General features: G+C 62.8%; 13 protein-coding genes. 7 read left to right on the top strand and 6 right to left on the bottom strand.

Annotated elements, in window-relative coordinates; genetic code table 11:
- Window positions 1–3: 3 nt before the first annotated feature.
- Window positions 4–1,251, bottom strand: a complete 1,248-nt coding sequence (gene lysA / locus AC5O5R_RS26270; protein ID WP_494514852.1) for a diaminopimelate decarboxylase — start codon at window positions 1,249–1,251, stop codon at window positions 4–6.
- Between the two features lie 9 nt (window positions 1,252–1,260).
- Window positions 1,261–1,476, bottom strand: a complete 216-nt coding sequence (gene lptM, locus AC5O5R_RS26265) for an LPS translocon maturation chaperone LptM (RefSeq protein WP_033702214.1) — start codon at window positions 1,474–1,476, stop codon at window positions 1,261–1,263.
- Between the two features lie 190 nt (window positions 1,477–1,666).
- Here lptM and cyaY point away from each other — a divergent pair, with 190 nt between their 5' ends.
- The 3 genes from cyaY to rnk all read left to right on the top strand — a co-directional run bounded on the left by cyaY (window position 1,667) and on the right by rnk (window position 2,782).
- The gene (gene cyaY, locus AC5O5R_RS26260) at window positions 1,667–1,999 is read left to right on the top strand and encodes an iron donor protein CyaY (RefSeq protein WP_172219280.1); all 333 of its coding nucleotides are present in this window, start codon (window positions 1,667–1,669) and stop codon (window positions 1,997–1,999) included.
- A gap of 1 nt (window position 2,000) precedes the next feature.
- Window positions 2,001–2,225 carry a DUF1289 domain-containing protein gene (locus tag AC5O5R_RS26255; protein WP_172286950.1) on the top strand — a complete coding sequence of 75 codons (225 nt, stop codon included), beginning with the start codon at window positions 2,001–2,003 and terminating at the stop codon, window positions 2,223–2,225.
- Between the two features lie 146 nt (window positions 2,226–2,371).
- Entirely contained in the window at window positions 2,372–2,782 is a 411-nt protein-coding gene (gene rnk / locus AC5O5R_RS26250) for a nucleoside diphosphate kinase regulator (RefSeq protein WP_114171205.1), read from the top strand.
- Window positions 2,783–2,900: 118 nt separating this feature from the next.
- On the opposite strand, the gene AC5O5R_RS26245 is transcribed toward rnk, so the two are convergent.
- Entirely contained in the window at window positions 2,901–5,756 is a 2,856-nt protein-coding gene (locus AC5O5R_RS26245) for a class I adenylate cyclase (protein WP_172219278.1), read from the bottom strand.
- Between the two features lie 170 nt (window positions 5,757–5,926).
- Here AC5O5R_RS26245 and AC5O5R_RS26240 point away from each other — a divergent pair, with 170 nt between their 5' ends.
- Complete coding sequence (locus AC5O5R_RS26240) at window positions 5,927–6,385, top strand: YaiI/YqxD family protein (RefSeq protein WP_172219276.1); 459 nt, start codon at window positions 5,927–5,929, stop codon at window positions 6,383–6,385.
- Between the two features lie 222 nt (window positions 6,386–6,607).
- Here the strand turns inward: AC5O5R_RS26240 and elbB are convergent, their stop codons facing one another.
- Both elbB and AC5O5R_RS26230 read right to left on the bottom strand, forming a co-directional pair.
- The gene (elbB, locus tag AC5O5R_RS26235; RefSeq protein WP_494514851.1) at window positions 6,608–7,267 is read right to left on the bottom strand and encodes an isoprenoid biosynthesis glyoxalase ElbB; all 660 of its coding nucleotides are present in this window, start codon (window positions 7,265–7,267) and stop codon (window positions 6,608–6,610) included.
- A 174-nt stretch (window positions 7,268–7,441) separates the two neighbouring features.
- Window positions 7,442–8,086 (bottom strand): DedA family protein, encoded by a 645-nt coding sequence (locus AC5O5R_RS26230; protein WP_172219272.1) that lies wholly within the window; start codon window positions 8,084–8,086, stop codon window positions 7,442–7,444.
- Between the two features lie 213 nt (window positions 8,087–8,299).
- On the opposite strand from AC5O5R_RS26230, the gene ppk1 reads away from it, so the two are divergent.
- On the top strand, window positions 8,300–10,549 hold the full coding sequence (ppk1, locus tag AC5O5R_RS26225; RefSeq protein ID WP_172219270.1) for a polyphosphate kinase 1: 2,250 nt from the start codon (window positions 8,300–8,302) through the stop codon (window positions 10,547–10,549).
- On the opposite strand, the gene ppx is transcribed toward ppk1, so the two are convergent.
- Window positions 10,536–12,038: an exopolyphosphatase gene (ppx, locus tag AC5O5R_RS26220; RefSeq protein ID WP_172219268.1), complete on the bottom strand. Its 1,503-nt coding sequence runs from the start codon at window positions 12,036–12,038 to the stop codon at window positions 10,536–10,538. The genes ppk1 and ppx overlap by 14 nt on opposite strands.
- A gap of 244 nt (window positions 12,039–12,282) precedes the next feature.
- Between ppx and trxA the strand changes: the two genes are divergently transcribed.
- A complete protein-coding gene (gene trxA, locus AC5O5R_RS26215) occupies window positions 12,283–12,612 on the top strand; it encodes a thioredoxin TrxA (RefSeq protein WP_009684153.1) in 330 nt (109 codons plus the stop codon).
- Window positions 12,613–12,936: 324 nt separating this feature from the next.
- Window positions 12,937–14,196, top strand: coding sequence for a transcription termination factor Rho (rho, locus tag AC5O5R_RS26210; RefSeq protein ID WP_003253661.1), 1,260 nt, complete (start codon window positions 12,937–12,939; stop codon window positions 14,194–14,196).
- Window positions 14,197–14,382: the final 186 nt, after the last annotated feature.

Genomic DNA, 14,382 nt, shown 5'->3' with positions numbered 1-14,382 from the left:
GGGTTACTCCGGCAGCAGGCTTTCGCCAGCGTACAGTTCGGCGATGGTCTCGCGGCGGCGTACTTCGAAAGCCTGGTCACCGTCGACGAGGATTTCAGCGCAACGGCCGCGGGTGTTGTAGTTGGAGCTCATGACAAAACCATAGGCGCCTGCGGACTGTACAGCCAGCAGGTCACCTTCGGCCAGGTCCAGCACACGGTCCTTGGCCAGGAAGTCGCCCGTTTCGCAGATCGGGCCGACCAGGTCGTAGGCACGGCCTTCGCCGGTACGTGGCTTGACCGCACTGACGCCCATCCAGGCCTGGTACAGGGCCGGACGGATCAGGTCGTTCATCGCCGCATCGATAATGGCGAAGTCCTTGTGTTCGGTGTGCTTGAGGTACTCCACGCGGGTGATCAGCACGCCAGCGTTGGCCACGATGTAGCGGCCCGGCTCGAACACCAGGGCCAGCTCGCGGTCGCCGACGCGCTCGCGGATGGCCTTGATGTAGTCGGCCACCAGAGGCGGTTGTTCGTCGCGATAACGCACACCCACACCGCCGCCCAGGTCCAGGTGGCGCAGGTGGATGCCGCAATCGGCGAGGCGGTCGACCAGGTCCAGCAGGCGGTCGAGGGCATCGAGGAACGGCTCGACGGTGGTCAGCTGCGAACCGATATGGCAGTCGACACCGACCACTTCCAGGTTCGGCAGCTGCGCGGCGCGCACGTAGATGGCTTCGGCGTCGGCGATGGCAATGCCGAACTTGTTTTCTTTAAGGCCGGTGGAGATGTACGGGTGGGTGCCGGCGTCGACATCCGGGTTGACCCGCAGCGACACCGGGGCAACCTTGCCCATTTCGGCGGCTACCACTTGCAGGCGCTCCAGCTCGTCGGTGGACTCGACGTTGAAGCAGTGCACGCCTACTTCCAGGGCGCGGCGCATGTCTTCACGGGTTTTGCCGACACCTGAGAACACCACTCGGTCGGCGCGGCCGCCAGCCGCCAGGACGCGCTCCAGTTCACCGCCGGAAACGATGTCAAAGCCTGCGCCCAGGCGGGCCAGCACGTTCAGCACACCGAGGTTGGAGTTGGCCTTGACCGCGAAGCACACCAGGTGCTCGGCGCCTTGCAAGGCGTCGGTATAGCTGCGGTACTGGGCCTCGATATGGGCGCGCGAATACACGTAGGTGGGGGTGCCATGGCGTTCGGCGATGGCCGACAGGGCCACGCCCTCCGCGAACAGCTCACCGTCGCGGTAGTTGAAAGCGTTCATCTGGTTTCCTTACTGCGCAGGCGACTGCTCGGGCTCGGACTGCAGCTCTGGCTGCTGCTCCTGGGTCTGGGCCGGCTTGGCTTTTGGCTGGTGCTGGTGCGACTTGCGGGTGTCCTTGCCGTCCTTGCCGTCTTCAGGCAGGTACAGCGGGCCCTTCTGGCCGCAGGCGGAAACGAGGCAGGCAACAGCGACCAGCGCCGCGAGGGAGGAAATCAGGCGCTTCATGGGTGAAATCCTTAGAAAAATGCAGTATTGCGCCCGAGTATACCGAGCGACCGGCGGCTTGCCTATGCAAGGGCCGGTCCGCCGGGCGGGCTATTCTTGCCGCCTCCAATGGCTAATCTTTGCATTCGGCGGCAAGCGCCCGTATCTTGCCCGGCTTGCCTGTAACGCAGCCAATTTCGAGGTTTCTGCAATGAGTTTGAGTGAAGCGCGTTTCCACGACCTGGTCGACGCGACCCAACAGGCCCTGGAAGACCTGTTCGACGAGAGCGGCATGGACCTGGACATGGAGAACTCCGCGGGCGTCCTGACCATCAAGTTCGACAATGGCAGCACGCTGATCTTCAGCCGTCAGGAGCCGCTGCGTCAGCTGTGGCTGGCGGACAAGTCGGGTGGGTTCCATTTCGACTACGACGAAGAGAGCAAGAAATGGACCTGCGAAAAGACCGACGAGCTGCTGGGCGAAATGCTCGAACGTATTGTCTGGGAGCGGGCCGGCGAGAAGCTGGACTTCGACGAGATCTGACATGAGCAGCACCCAGACCCGGCCACCCAAGCCGCTTTACAGCAACGTCAGCCCCGCCGTGCCATCGCCGTGCATCAGCGTTTGCCGGCTGGACGAGCAGCGGGTGTGCACCGGCTGCCACCGGCATGTCGAGCATATCCGCGAATGGCGCTCGGCCGACGACCAGCGGCGCCGGCAGATCTGTCGCGAGGCCCAGGCCCTGCGCGACCAGGCCAAGGCACACTGAACGCAAGGGCTTGAGTATTTGCCCGGCTGTGGTAGTGTCGAGTTCTGCGTCGGTGACGCCAAAGCCTTTTCAAACCCCGCCCTTGGGCGGGGTTTTGCTTTATCTGCACATTGAAAATTGCCTGTTCAAAGGAGTCTGACTGGATCATGAGCACCAAGCCTTCCCTAATCCTCACCCGATTGGACGTACAACGTCTGGAGCGTCTGATCGACAGCCTCGACGAAAGTACGCCGGGTGTGCTCGCCCTGCAGGACGAGCTGGACCGCGCCGAACAGGTGGTCGGTCACGAGGAAGTACCGGCGGGCGTGGTCACCATGAACTCCCGTGTGCACTGCCGTGAGGAAGCCAGCGGCAAGGACTACCACCTGACGTTGGTGTATCCGAAGGACGCCGGGCCGGAAGGCAATGTCTCGGTACTGGCACCGATCGGCTGCGCCTTGCTGGGGCTTTCGGTGGGCGAGCAGATCGACTGGCCGGCGCCGGGGGGCAAGACCCTCAAGCTGAAGCTGCTGGAAGTGGAATACCAGCCGGAAGCGGCGGGCGATTTCGACCTGTAAGGGCCAGAGGGGCCGCTTTGCGGCCCATTCGCAGCACAAGGCTGCTCCTGCACGGGATCGCGTACCCCTGTAGGAGCGGCCTTGTGTCGCGAAAGGGGTGCAAAGCACCCCCGGCGCTTCAGGATCCCTGCGCCAAAACCTGCTCCAACCCCTCATTCAACGCCTGCTCCAGCACCCGCTTGTAGCTCAGGTAAACCTGCGTCGCCCCCAACCGGTCGTCCAGCAACTCGGACAAGTCCAGGTCGGTGATATAGCACCGGTACAGCGCCCCGCCACGCCGCTGCCCGATGATCTGCCGGGCCACCACTGCATACAACTGCTCGCCATGCTCCAGCCCGGAAAACTCCTGCTGGTCGCAATACAGCGTGACATGCGCAGCGCCCGCCACGCCGGCCTGGATGATGGCCTGGACCTCGTAGTAAGGCTGGTCGCTGCCTTCGACTGGTGCCGGCCGCGGTTCGATGCTGCGGGCCTTGCCAGGGCCGGAGGGCAGCAGTTGCGCATAGTGGATATCCAGCGCGGCCGAGTGCAGGTTGTCCAGCGGCAGCCGGGCATCGCGGCGCATGACCACCGAGCGCAGAAACCGCTGCAGCGGCAGCAGCAGGTGGGCTTCGTCGTGCAGGGGCAGGCGTTGCTGCCACAGCGCATTGTGTTCATCCAGCACATACACGTCGGCCCAGCCATCCTGCAGGCGGTAGAACACCTGTATGCAGGATGGCCGGCCTTGCTCCAGCACCTGGCGCAAATCGTTGTCCTGCAGGGCGTGGGCATCCAGGTACAGAGGGCTATAAGCGCTGCGCTCCTCACCCAGGTGAGTCAACAGCGCCTCATGCTCGGCCAGAGTCGTCAGGCTGACATGCCCGGGCAGCAGTTCCAGTACATGGGTGTGCTGGGCCACCTGTAGCAGGTAGCGGTGGTCGAGGCCTTGGGCCAGCAGTAGTTGCACGGTGTCGAATATTTCCTCCACGCGCTGGCCGATGGCGTGGGCGCGGCTGGGGCAGAAGCAGCGGACCCGCACCCGTGGCCGGTGCCCGTGCGGCATCGGGCTGTTGAGGAAGTCGCGCAGGCAGCGTACCAGCGCATGCGCGCCCTCATAACGCTGCACCAGCACCTCGTTCCAGCTGTTCAGGGTGACCTGGTCCAGGGTCAATACCAGGTTTTCGCGCGTGCCTGCGTAGCTCAGCGAGTCGGTGCGCTCGGTGGTCATCAGGATGTTCAGGTCGCGGTGGTGGCGCAGCGGATCGAGGGCGACGTTGACCAGTAGCAACACCTCGTCGGCGACGCTGGGCTGCAGCAGGCGCACTTCGCTCACCGTCGGCAGGGGTAGGGGGATGCTCTGCTGCAGGCAGCCGACCAGGCTGAACAGCTCGAACTCGCTGAGGTCGCTGACGCCGGGGTGCAATGCCAGGCGCGTGCTGCTGTCGATCACGCCGTTGCGATGGGCCCAGGCCAGCAGCTCCAGCAGCTCGCGGCAGCGCTTTATCGGGCTGAAGTGTTGCACCTCGTGGGTGCTCAGGTTGCCGCTGTACAGTTCCCAGTGATGGCTGCCCGGCTCCTTGCGGTTGGGCTGCTGGACCAGGGTCAGGGTGCCTTCGGCGAGGTCCGGGGCAATCCCGGGGTTGATTACTTCGACCTTGCCGGCACGGCGTTCGAACGCGGCGTACAGGCGCCGGCCCAGCACATTGAGGTCACGCTGGTCGGCGCGGCTGCTGGCGTTCTGGTTGCGGGCGAACTGGCTGAGGAAGCGGTAGCTGTGGTTCAACTCGGCCACCAGTTCGCGGCGTTCGACGGCGACCTGCTGCACTTTCCATTGGCTGCGGCTGTCCAGCAGGGCCAGCTGGCGCTCGTCCCAGCCCCACTCATCGGCCAGGCGCTGCAGCAGCCGGCGTTGCCAACCATTGCTGCGGCCTTGGTCGCTGAGCTTCTTGTTCACCTTCAGGTACAGGCTGCGCCGCACCAGTTCCAGCCGTGCGGGCTCGCCACGTGCCAGCAGGTAGCGCTCGATGCGTCGGTACACCATCACGTAGGGGTCCAGCTCATCGAGGTCGAGCCGATTGGCAAATACCGCCTGCTTGTAGTCCAGGCTCAGGCAACGCACCGCAGGGTGTTCACTGGCGTAGGCTTCGGTCAGCAGCAACTTGAGCAGTGACTTGTAGGGTGAGTCGATCCCTTTGAACAGTTGCCACAGCCCGGCACCGACGAATTCGCCGGGCGGAATGTGCGCCAGGTTGCCCAGGTCCAGAGCGTCCTGGCTGCGGATGAAGCGCTTGGACAGCAGGGTCTGGGTGTATGCGTGATAGTTGTGTTCCTGGTACACCGGCACCAGCCACCACAACGGTGTGCGCCCGGCCAGCCACAGGGTGGTGCGATAGAACTCGTCCAGCAGCAGGTAGTGCTGGGTGGTGCCGCAGTCGTCGGAGCCAAGCTGGCCATCACGCTGACCTTGGGCAAACCCCTGCGTATCGATCAGGAAGAAATGCGCCTCGGCGCCAAGGCTCGCCGCCCATGCCTCCAGTAACTGGCATTTGCGGCGCAGCTCTTCCAGCAGTTGCCCTGGAATGCCGGGCGCATGGCACACCCACAGGTCCATGTCGCTTTGTTCGGCCTGGGCCAGCGAGCCCAGGCTGCCCATCAGAAACAGCCCGTGGATCGGGGATGGCGGGCTGCCATGGCGGGCCTTGTAGGTAAACGAACGCGCCAGGCGCTGGGCCTCTGCAACCAGATCGGCGCTTGGCTGGTAACCCGATACACCCGCAGGGGTGCTGCCGGACACGTAGCCAGGCAAGAGCGGGTGGTTTACATGAAACAGCAGAGGTAACAGCGTCAGCACTTGTTGCTGGCGGGTAGACAAGCCTTCCATTGCCCGCTGCAACCGCCCCTGGTTGAGTTGCAGGAAGCGCGAGCGCAATGTCGCCAGGACCTTGCGGTCGATGCCTTGGTCCAGGTCGGGGCGGATCTCGTGAGGGTGGTTCATTGCGCACTCGGGCAGGCTTGTGGAGCAGTGGCGAGTTTAGCCTGAGTGATGAGGTCGGATAAGCGGCAATTGAAATATTGGCGCCATTTTCCCAACGCCCTGGCGGCGATGCTCCAGCTTTTGCTGCGCTTGAGGCATGATGGTGCCTTGCCCAGATGGAGAGGTTTCCGATGCGTGTATGGATCGATGCCGACGCTTGCCCCAAGGCGGCCAAGGATCTGATCGTCAAGTTCGCCCTCAAGCGCAAGTTCGAGGTGGTGATGGTGGCGGGCCAAGCCGTGGCCAAGCCGGCCTTCGCGATTGTGCGGCTGATTGTTGTACCCAGCGGTATGGACGCAGCGGACGACTACTTGGTCGAGCACGCCGTGCCCGGCGAGCTGGTGATTTGCAGTGATGTGCCGCTGGCTGACCGCCTGGTGAAAAAGGGCGTGGCAGTGCTGGACCCGCGTGGGCGTGAGTTCGATGAGCGCAACATGGGCGACCGCCTGGCGGCGCGCAACCTGTTCACCGACCTGCGTGAGCAGGGCCAGGTAGGGGGAGGGCAGGCGACCTATGGTGAGCGCGACAAGCAGGCATTTGCCAATGCGCTGGACCGGATCATTTCGCGCCTGTCCAGATCTGAGCCGTGACGCGATCCCTGTAGGAGATTACCCAGCCCATTGGGCTGCGCTGTCGCGCAGAGAACTGATGCCGGGGGCTCCGCGTACCCTTTGGGAGCGGGCGCGCCCGCGAAGAATCCAACGCGGTGCATGGCACCGGCTGCGCCGGTGTTCGCGGGCACTCCCGCTCCCACAGGGTCCCTGCTAACTCAGTAAGTTATGTGCAGTTCCATGAGAGCGGGCGTACCAGGCTTATTCGTGGGTCAGCTCCAGCACCCGGTCCACCAGCTTGTAGATCCCGCCCGCCGCCTCGCTGATCGACTTGGCCTCCATGTATGCCGGGGTGCTCACCAGCTTGCGCTGGACGTCTTCGACAATGTCATGCACATCGCATTCTTCATGGGTGCCGCCCATCTTGACCACCGCGTCGGCAGTGCCCGCATCCTTGCCGATGGTGCACACCACGCCCGGCCCGTAGATCTTCGCCGCCAGCGCTGGCGAGATGCAGATCAGGCCAACCGGCTTGCAGGCATCGGCGAAGGCTTCGGCCAGGGCCAGCACGTCCGGGTTGACGCTGCAGTTGGTGCCCTCCACGGCAAAATTGGAGAGGTTTTTCGCCGCCCCGAAACCGCCCGGTACAATCAGCGCATCGAAGTCTTCGGCCTTCGCCTCGCGAATGTCCTTCACCTCGCCGCGGGCAATCCGCGCCGATTCCACCAGCACATTGCGCGAATCGGGCATCTCTTCGCCGGTCAGGTGGTTGATGACATGCATCTGCGCGATGTCCGGCGCGAAGCACTGCACCTGCGCACCGCGCTGGTCGAGGCGCAGCAGGGTGATCACGCTTTCGTGGATTTCGGCGCCGTCATACACGCCACAGCCGGAAAGAATCACCGCTACTTTTTTTGTCATGCTCATTGCTCCAGTGTCGAGGCGCTAAATGTCCTCTAGTTTGGCAGATGGCGCCATAGGCATAACCGGGCCTGCGGACAGTCCTGCGCAAAATCCTGCTTACTTGGATCGCAATTACGCTGGGGTGTTCATTCTTTGAGGCGGTCTGTTCGGCAACGTACCGGCGCACTGGGCTTAGCGGTGGTCGCGCCGCTGGCCTGGGTCCTGCTCGTGCTTTACAGCGTGCTCAGCCTCTGGGGCCTGGGCTTCGCTCGCCGCCTTGCGCTCGGCGCGCAGGGTGCGGAAGCGCCGGCGCAGCCACAGCAAAACGCCCAGCATCAACAAGCCGCCAAGCACCCACAGCTCGTAGCGCTTCACGTTGCCCAGCAGGCCTTCGAGGATGGCGCCGAAGTGGTAGGCAGCCGCGCCCAGGGCGATTGCCCAGATGGCCGCGCCAATCCCGTTCAGCAGCAGGTAGCGGCGTGGCGGATAGCCCGACAGGCCAATGGCCACCGGCATGACCGTGCGCAGGCCATAGACGAAGCGGAAACTCAGCACCCAGATGTCGGGGTGGCGGCGGATATGGTCCAGCGCCCGGGCACCCATTGCCTGCCAGCGCGGTTTGCGCGCCAGAATCCGCCGCCCGTGGCGACGGCCCATGAAATACCACAACTGGTCACCGGCGTAGCTGCCCAGAAACGCCACCAGGCACACCAGCTTGATGTCCATGTAACCGCGGAACGCAAGGAAACCCGCAAGCACCAGGATGGTCTCGCCTTCAAAGAAGGTGCCTAGAAAAAGGGCGAAGTAGCCGAAATCCTGCAGGAATTGTTGAAGCATTTTCTGAGGTGCTGGCGAAATGAACGCGCAGCCTACCCCTTCGCGCGCATTCGTGAAAGTGTCCAAATGTGTCTCGACGTGAACATTTCCTACACGGACAATGCCAGATGCTACGCGTCATCGCTTGCCCTGCTGTGTAATGCAGGCGTCATAATGGTCGCTTATCTTGCCGCTCAATTGATGATAGGGCATTAACGTCCTCAGGAACGCCAGATGAATAATGAAGTGCTAACCCCTGTCGCGATCAAGGATGCTCAAGAGCTCCCCGAAGAGATGCTGCAGACCCCGCCAGACCTGCCGCCGGCGCCCGAGCCCGAGCCAGTGGCAGAGCCGGTGGCCGAGCCTGCCGCCCCCACGCCCGCCCCTGCACCGGCAATCGCCGTGCCTGGCCTGGACGACAGCAGCCTGTACATTCATCGCGAGCTTTCGCAGTTGCAGTTCAACATCCGTGTGCTGGAGCAGGCACTGGACGAGAATTACCCGCTGCTCGAGCGCCTCAAGTTCCTGCTGATCTTCTCCAGCAACCTCGACGAGTTCTTCGAGATCCGCGTCGCCGGCCTGAAGAAGCAGATCAATTTTGCCCGTGAACAGGCCGGTGCCGACGGCCTGCAGCCGCACCAGGCATTGGCCCGCATCAGCGAGCTGGTGCACTTCGAAGTCGACCGCCAGTACGCGATCCTCAACGACGTGCTGCTGCCGGAGCTGGAAAAGCACCAGATTCGCTTCATCCGCCGCCGCTACTGGACACCCAAGCTCAAGACTTGGGTGCGCCGCTATTTCCGCGACGAAATCGCGCCGATCATCACCCCGATCGGCCTCGACCCGACTCACCCGTTTCCGTTGCTGGTGAACAAGAGCCTCAACTTCATCGTCGAGCTCGAGGGCGTGGACGCCTTCGGGCGTGACTCGGGCCTGGCGATCATCCCGGCGCCGCGCCTGCTGCCGCGGGTTATCCGTGTGCCGGAAGAGGTCGGCGGGCCAGGTGCCAACTACGTGTTCCTGTCGTCGATGATCCACGCGCACGCCGACGACCTGTTCCAGGGCATGAAGGTGAAGGGCTGCTACCAGTTCCGCCTGACCCGTAACGCCGACCTGGCGCTGGACTCCGAAGAAGTCGACGACCTGGCCCGCGCCCTGCGCGGTGAGCTGTTCTCGCGCCGCTATGGCGACGCCGTGCGCCTGGAAGTGGCCGACACCTGCCCGAAACACCTGTCAGATTACCTGCTCAAGCAGTTCAGCCTCAGCGAAAGCGAGCTGTACCAGGTCAACGGCCCGGTCAACCTGACCCGTCTGTTCAGCATCACCGGCCTGGACAGCCACCCGGAGCTGCAATACACCCCGTTCACCCCGGCAATCCCCAAACTGCTGGTGAATGCCGACAACATCTTCAGCGTGATCAGCAAGCAGGACATCCTGCTGATGCACCCGTTCGAGTCTTTCACCCCGGTGGTCGACCTGCTGCGCCAGGCCGCCAAGGACCCACACGTGCTGGCTGTGCGCCAGACGCTGTACCGCTCGGGGGCCAACTCGGAAATCGTCGACGCGCTGGTGGATGCGGCCCGTAACGGCAAGGAAGTCACTGCGGTGATCGAGCTGCGTGCGCGCTTCGACGAAGAGTCCAACCTGCAGATGGCCAGCCGCTTGCAAGCGGCCGGTGCGGTAGTGATCTATGGCGTGGTCGGCTTCAAGACCCACGCCAAGATGATGCTGATTTTGCGCCGCGAGCATGGCGAGATCGTGCGTTATGCGCATCTGGGTACCGGCAACTACCACGCCGGTAACGCCCGCCTGTACACCGACTACAGCCTGCTGACCTCTGACGACGCCCTGACCGAGGACGTTGGCAAGCTGTTCAGCCAGCTGATCGGCATGGGCAAGACCCTGCGCATGAAAAAGCTGCTGCACGCGCCGTTCACCCTGAAGAAGGGCATGCTCGACATGATCGCGCGGGAAACCCAGTTCGCCCTCGAAGGCAAGCCGGCGCACATCATCGCCAAGTTCAACTCGCTGACCGATGCCAAGGTCATCAAGGCGCTGTACAAGGCTAGCCAGTCGGGCGTGAAGATCGACCTGGTGGTGCGTGGCATGTGCTGCCTGCGCCCAGGTATTCCGGGGGTTTCGCACAACATCCAGGTGCGCTCGATCATCGGTCGCTTCCTGGAGCACACGCGGGTGTTCTACTTCCTCAATGGCGGCGAAGAGCAGATTTACCTGTCCAGTGCCGACTGGATGGAGCGCAACCTCGACAAACGTGTCGAGACCTGCTTCCCGGTAGAAGGCAAGAAGCTGTTGCTGCGGGTGAAGAAGGAGCTGGAAAGCTACCTGACCGACAACACCCATGCCTGGACCCTGCAGCCAGACGGGCGCTACGTGCGCAGCACCCCGACCGGCAACCAGAACCCGCGCAGTGCCCAGGCGACCCTGCTGGAGCGCCTTAGCAACCCGGTCCTCAACGTACGCTGAGGACGAAGCCGACCCGGGCCAGCCACTCCGCCTCGTTGGCGAAGTCGGCCTGGGTCAGCTGGTTCTGCTCCAGCCAGCCAGCCGGGAACACCACGACGAGGCTGTTATCGGCCGCGTTGAGCTCGACCTTCGGCATTTGCTGAGTACCACGGATGTGGTGGAACAGGATGGCGAAGCGCAGCAGCACGCACAGGCGCAACAGCTTGACGCCTTCCTCGCCCAGGTCGGCGAACTTGTCCTTGGGGATATTGCGCCGATGGCCGCGTACCAGCAGGGCCATCATCTGTTGGTCCTCGCGGGAAAAGCCCGCCAGGTCCGAGTGCTCAATCAGGTAGGCGCCGTGCTTGTGGTAATGGTAGTGGGCGATGTCCAGGCCTATTTCGTGCACTTTAGCCGCCCAGCCCAGCAGATCGCGCCAGTTCCCGCCTTTCAGTCCCCATGCTTCGGCCACTTGGTCGAAGGCATGCAGCGCCTTGCGCTCGACCCGCGCGGCCTGGCCGTGATCTACGTGGTAGCGCTCCATCAGCGAGTTGAGCGTGCGTTCGCGCACATCTTCGTGGTGATGGCGGCCCAGCAGGTCGAACAGCACGCCTTCGCGCAGGGCACCGTCACAGTGGTCCATGCGCTGTAGCTCCAGCGCATCGAAGATGGCTTCGAGAATCGCCATCCCGGCCGGGAAGATGGTCCGGCGGTCGGGTTTGACGCCATCGAAGTCGATCTTGTCGACCTCGCCCAGCTTGAACATCTTGCGTTTGACCCAGGCCAGGCCCTCGGCGTTGACCTCGCCATTGCCCAGCCCGCCGGCCTTGATGGCGGCACCAATGGCGCGGATGGTCCCGGACGAGCCGATGGCCTCGTCCCAGGTCAGGCGGTGCAGCGCGTTCTCGATGCTCATCAGTTCCAAGCGCGCGGCGGTGTAGGCCTGGGCGTAGCGGGCCGGGGTGATCTTGCCGTCGCGGAAGTACCGCTGGGTGAAACTCACACAGCCCATCTGCAGGCTTTCGCGCAGCAGCGGCTCGAAGCGCTGGCCGATGATGAACTCGGTGCTGCCGCCACCGATGTCGGCCACCAGGCGCTTGCCGGCGGTGTCGGCCAGGGTGTGCGAGACACCCAGGTAGATCAGGCGCGCCTCTTCACGGCCGGAGATGACCTCCACCGGGTGGCCGAGGATGGCTTCGGCGCGCTGGATGAATTCGTTGCGGTTGCGCGCTTCGCGCAGGGCGTTGGTACCGACGATGCGCACGGAGCCTGCCGGCATTCCGTTGATCAGCTGGGAGAAGCGCTTGAGGCAGTCCAGGCCTCGTTCCATGGCTTCTTCGCTGAGCATGCGCTCTTCGTCGATGCCGGCGGCCAGCTGAACCTTCTCGCCGAGCCGCTCGAGAATGCGGATTTCGGTATGGTGGGCCTTGGCCACGACCATGTGGAAACTGTTGGAGCCAAGGTCGATGGCGGCGATCAGGGACAGGTTCTTCGCGATGGTATGCGGCATGATCTGGTTGTTCTCGGTCGTTAACCCGGCAATCGTGCCACGATAGCAGGCTGACGCCAACGCGTGACACGGCAAGGCTTGATGCAAGGCAATGTGCCATTCGATGCTATGACACTTGTGTGACAGTTTCGATTCGCGGCGTCTTGCGCAACTATAGTTACACTCAATCGTCCGCGACTTCCTGTAGGGCGTGGGTGCAGCTATGATGGGCCACGTTTTTTTGCTTACGACCCTGGAGATATCCATGAGCAGCGATTTGATCAAACACGTCACCGACGCTACCTTCGAAGCCGAAGTCCTGCAGGCTCAAGGCCCGGTGCTGGTCGACTACTGGGCTGAATGGTGCGGCCCATGCAAGATGATCGCGCCGGTTCTGGACGACATCGCCTCCACCTACGAGGGCAAACTGACCGTAGCCAAGCTGAACATCGACGACAACCAGGAAACCCCGGCCAAGCACGGCGTGCGTGGTATCCCAACGCTGATGCTGTTCAAGAACGGCAACGTCGAAGCGACCAAGGTTGGCGCACTGTCGAAATCGCAGCTGGCCGCGTTCCTCGACGCCCACCTGTGATGTGAAAAACCCCGCCGATGCGGGGTTTTTTTTGCCTGCAGGGGTTGTGGCAGCGGGTTTGCTTGCGAATTCGATGTTGAGCCCCGCGCCGCCTTCACGGGTAAACCCGCTTCCACAGGGCATAATTTACCCGGCCAAAACCACTAGACGCAGAAAAAAGCAAGTGTTACATTCGGCCTCGCACTGCTTCTCCAGTGCCCTCTACATGCCGTCGCCGAAGCATCCCAATTCGAATCAGTACGCGATCTTGTCGCCATCTAGCGGCGCGGCCTCATTAAGCCAGAGCTTAATCCTCCCTTCTTACATGATTACGTCACTCCCCTTATGAACCTGACTGAACTCAAGCAAAAGCCGATTACCGATCTTTTGGAAATGGCCGAACAGATGGGCATCGAAAACATGGCCCGTTCGCGCAAACAGGACGTGATTTTCGCCCTGCTTAAAAAGCACGCGAAAAGCGGCGAAGAGATCTCGGGTGACGGCGTGCTGGAGATTCTCCAGGATGGTTTCGGTTTCCTGCGTTCGGCCGATGCGTCCTACCTGGCCGGCCCGGACGATATCTACGTCTCGCCCAGCCAGATCCGTCGCTTCAACCTGCGTACCGGCGACACCATCGTCGGCAAGATCCGCCCACCGAAGGAAGGGGAGCGTTACTTCGCTCTGCTGAAGGTCGATACCATCAACTTCGACCGCCCGGAAAACGCGAAGAACAAGATCCTGTTCGAAAACCTGACGCCGTTGTTCCCGAACAAGCGCCTGAAGATGGAAGCCGGTAACGGCTCCACCGAAGACTTGACCGGCCGCGTCATCGACCTGTGCGCCCCGATCGGCAAAGGCCAGCGTGGCCTGATCGTGGCCCCGCCGAAGGCGGGCAAGACGATCATGCTGCAAAACATCGCGGCCAACATCACCCGCAACAACCCCGAGTGCCACCTGATCGTCCTGCTGATCGACGAGCGCCCGGAAGAAGTGACCGAAATGCAGCGCACCGTGCGCGGCGAAGTGGTTGCCTCTACCTTCGACGAGCCGCCGACCCGCCACGTGCAGGTTGCCGAGATGGTGATCGAGAAGGCCAAGCGCCTGGTCGAGCACAAGAAGGATGTGGTCATCCTGCTGGACTCCATCACCCGTCTGGCGCGTGCCTACAACACCGTGATCCCGAGCTCGGGCAAGGTGCTGACCGGTGGTGTCGACGCCCACGCCCTGGAAAAGCCAAAGCGCTTCTTCGGTGCTGCGCGTAACATCGAAGAGGGCGGTTCGCTGACCATCATCGCCACCGCGCTGGTCGAAACCGGCTCGAAAATGGACGAAGTGATCTACGAAGAGTTCAAGGGTACCGGCAACATGGAGCTGCCGCTGGATCGCCGCATCGCTGAGAAGCGCGTGTTCCCGGCCATCAACATCAACCGCTCGGGCACCCGCCGCGAAGAGCTGCTGACCGCCGACGACGAACTGCAGCGCATGTGGATCCTGCGCAAGCTGCTGCACCCGATGGACGAAATCGCCGCCATCGAGTTCCTGGTCGACAAGCTCAAGCAGACCAAGACCAACGACGAGTTCTTCCTGTCCATGAAGCGCAAGTAAGCGTTTCAAGTCCGGATTGATTGGGGCTGCTTCGCAGCCCATCGCCGGCAAGCCAGCTCCTACAGGTACTGCGCAGCTCTTGAAGCTTGTGCCGGACCTGTTGGAGCTGGCTTGCCGGCGATGGGGCGCGAAGCGGCCCCAAGTCATTTTTGGCCATTAGGCGCCGAACGGCGCTACACTCTGCAC

This window comes from Pseudomonas sp. 8_5_2, from assembly GCF_059295255.1.
This window is presented reverse-complemented; position numbering and strand designations above follow the sequence as displayed.

Bases quoted from the DNA above. Each gene is read 5' to 3' on its own strand.
- rho (WP_003253661.1), top strand. From the start codon at position 12,937: ATGAACCTGACTGAACTCAAGCAAAAGCCGATTACCGATCTTTTGGAA.
- lptM (WP_033702214.1), bottom strand. From the start codon at position 1,476: ATGAAGCGCCTGATTTCCTCCCTCGCGGCGCTGGTCGCTGTTGCCTGC.
- AC5O5R_RS26245 (WP_172219278.1), bottom strand. From the start codon at position 5,756: ATGAACCACCCTCACGAGATCCGCCCCGACCTGGACCAAGGCATCGAC.
- AC5O5R_RS26230 (WP_172219272.1), bottom strand. From the start codon at position 8,086: ATGCTTCAACAATTCCTGCAGGATTTCGGCTACTTCGCCCTTTTTCTA.
- lysA (WP_494514852.1), bottom strand. From the start codon at position 1,251: ATGAACGCTTTCAACTACCGCGACGGTGAGCTGTTCGCGGAGGGCGTG.
- cyaY (WP_172219280.1), top strand. From the start codon at position 1,667: ATGAGTTTGAGTGAAGCGCGTTTCCACGACCTGGTCGACGCGACCCAA.
- AC5O5R_RS26255 (WP_172286950.1), top strand. From the start codon at position 2,001: ATGAGCAGCACCCAGACCCGGCCACCCAAGCCGCTTTACAGCAACGTC.
- rnk (WP_114171205.1), top strand. From the start codon at position 2,372: ATGAGCACCAAGCCTTCCCTAATCCTCACCCGATTGGACGTACAACGT.
- ppx (WP_172219268.1), bottom strand. From the start codon at position 12,038: ATGCCGCATACCATCGCGAAGAACCTGTCCCTGATCGCCGCCATCGAC.
- AC5O5R_RS26240 (WP_172219276.1), top strand. From the start codon at position 5,927: ATGCGTGTATGGATCGATGCCGACGCTTGCCCCAAGGCGGCCAAGGAT.
- elbB (WP_494514851.1), bottom strand. From the start codon at position 7,267: ATGACAAAAAAAGTAGCGGTGATTCTTTCCGGCTGTGGCGTGTATGAC.
- ppk1 (WP_172219270.1), top strand. From the start codon at position 8,300: ATGAATAATGAAGTGCTAACCCCTGTCGCGATCAAGGATGCTCAAGAG.
- trxA (WP_009684153.1), top strand. From the start codon at position 12,283: ATGAGCAGCGATTTGATCAAACACGTCACCGACGCTACCTTCGAAGCC.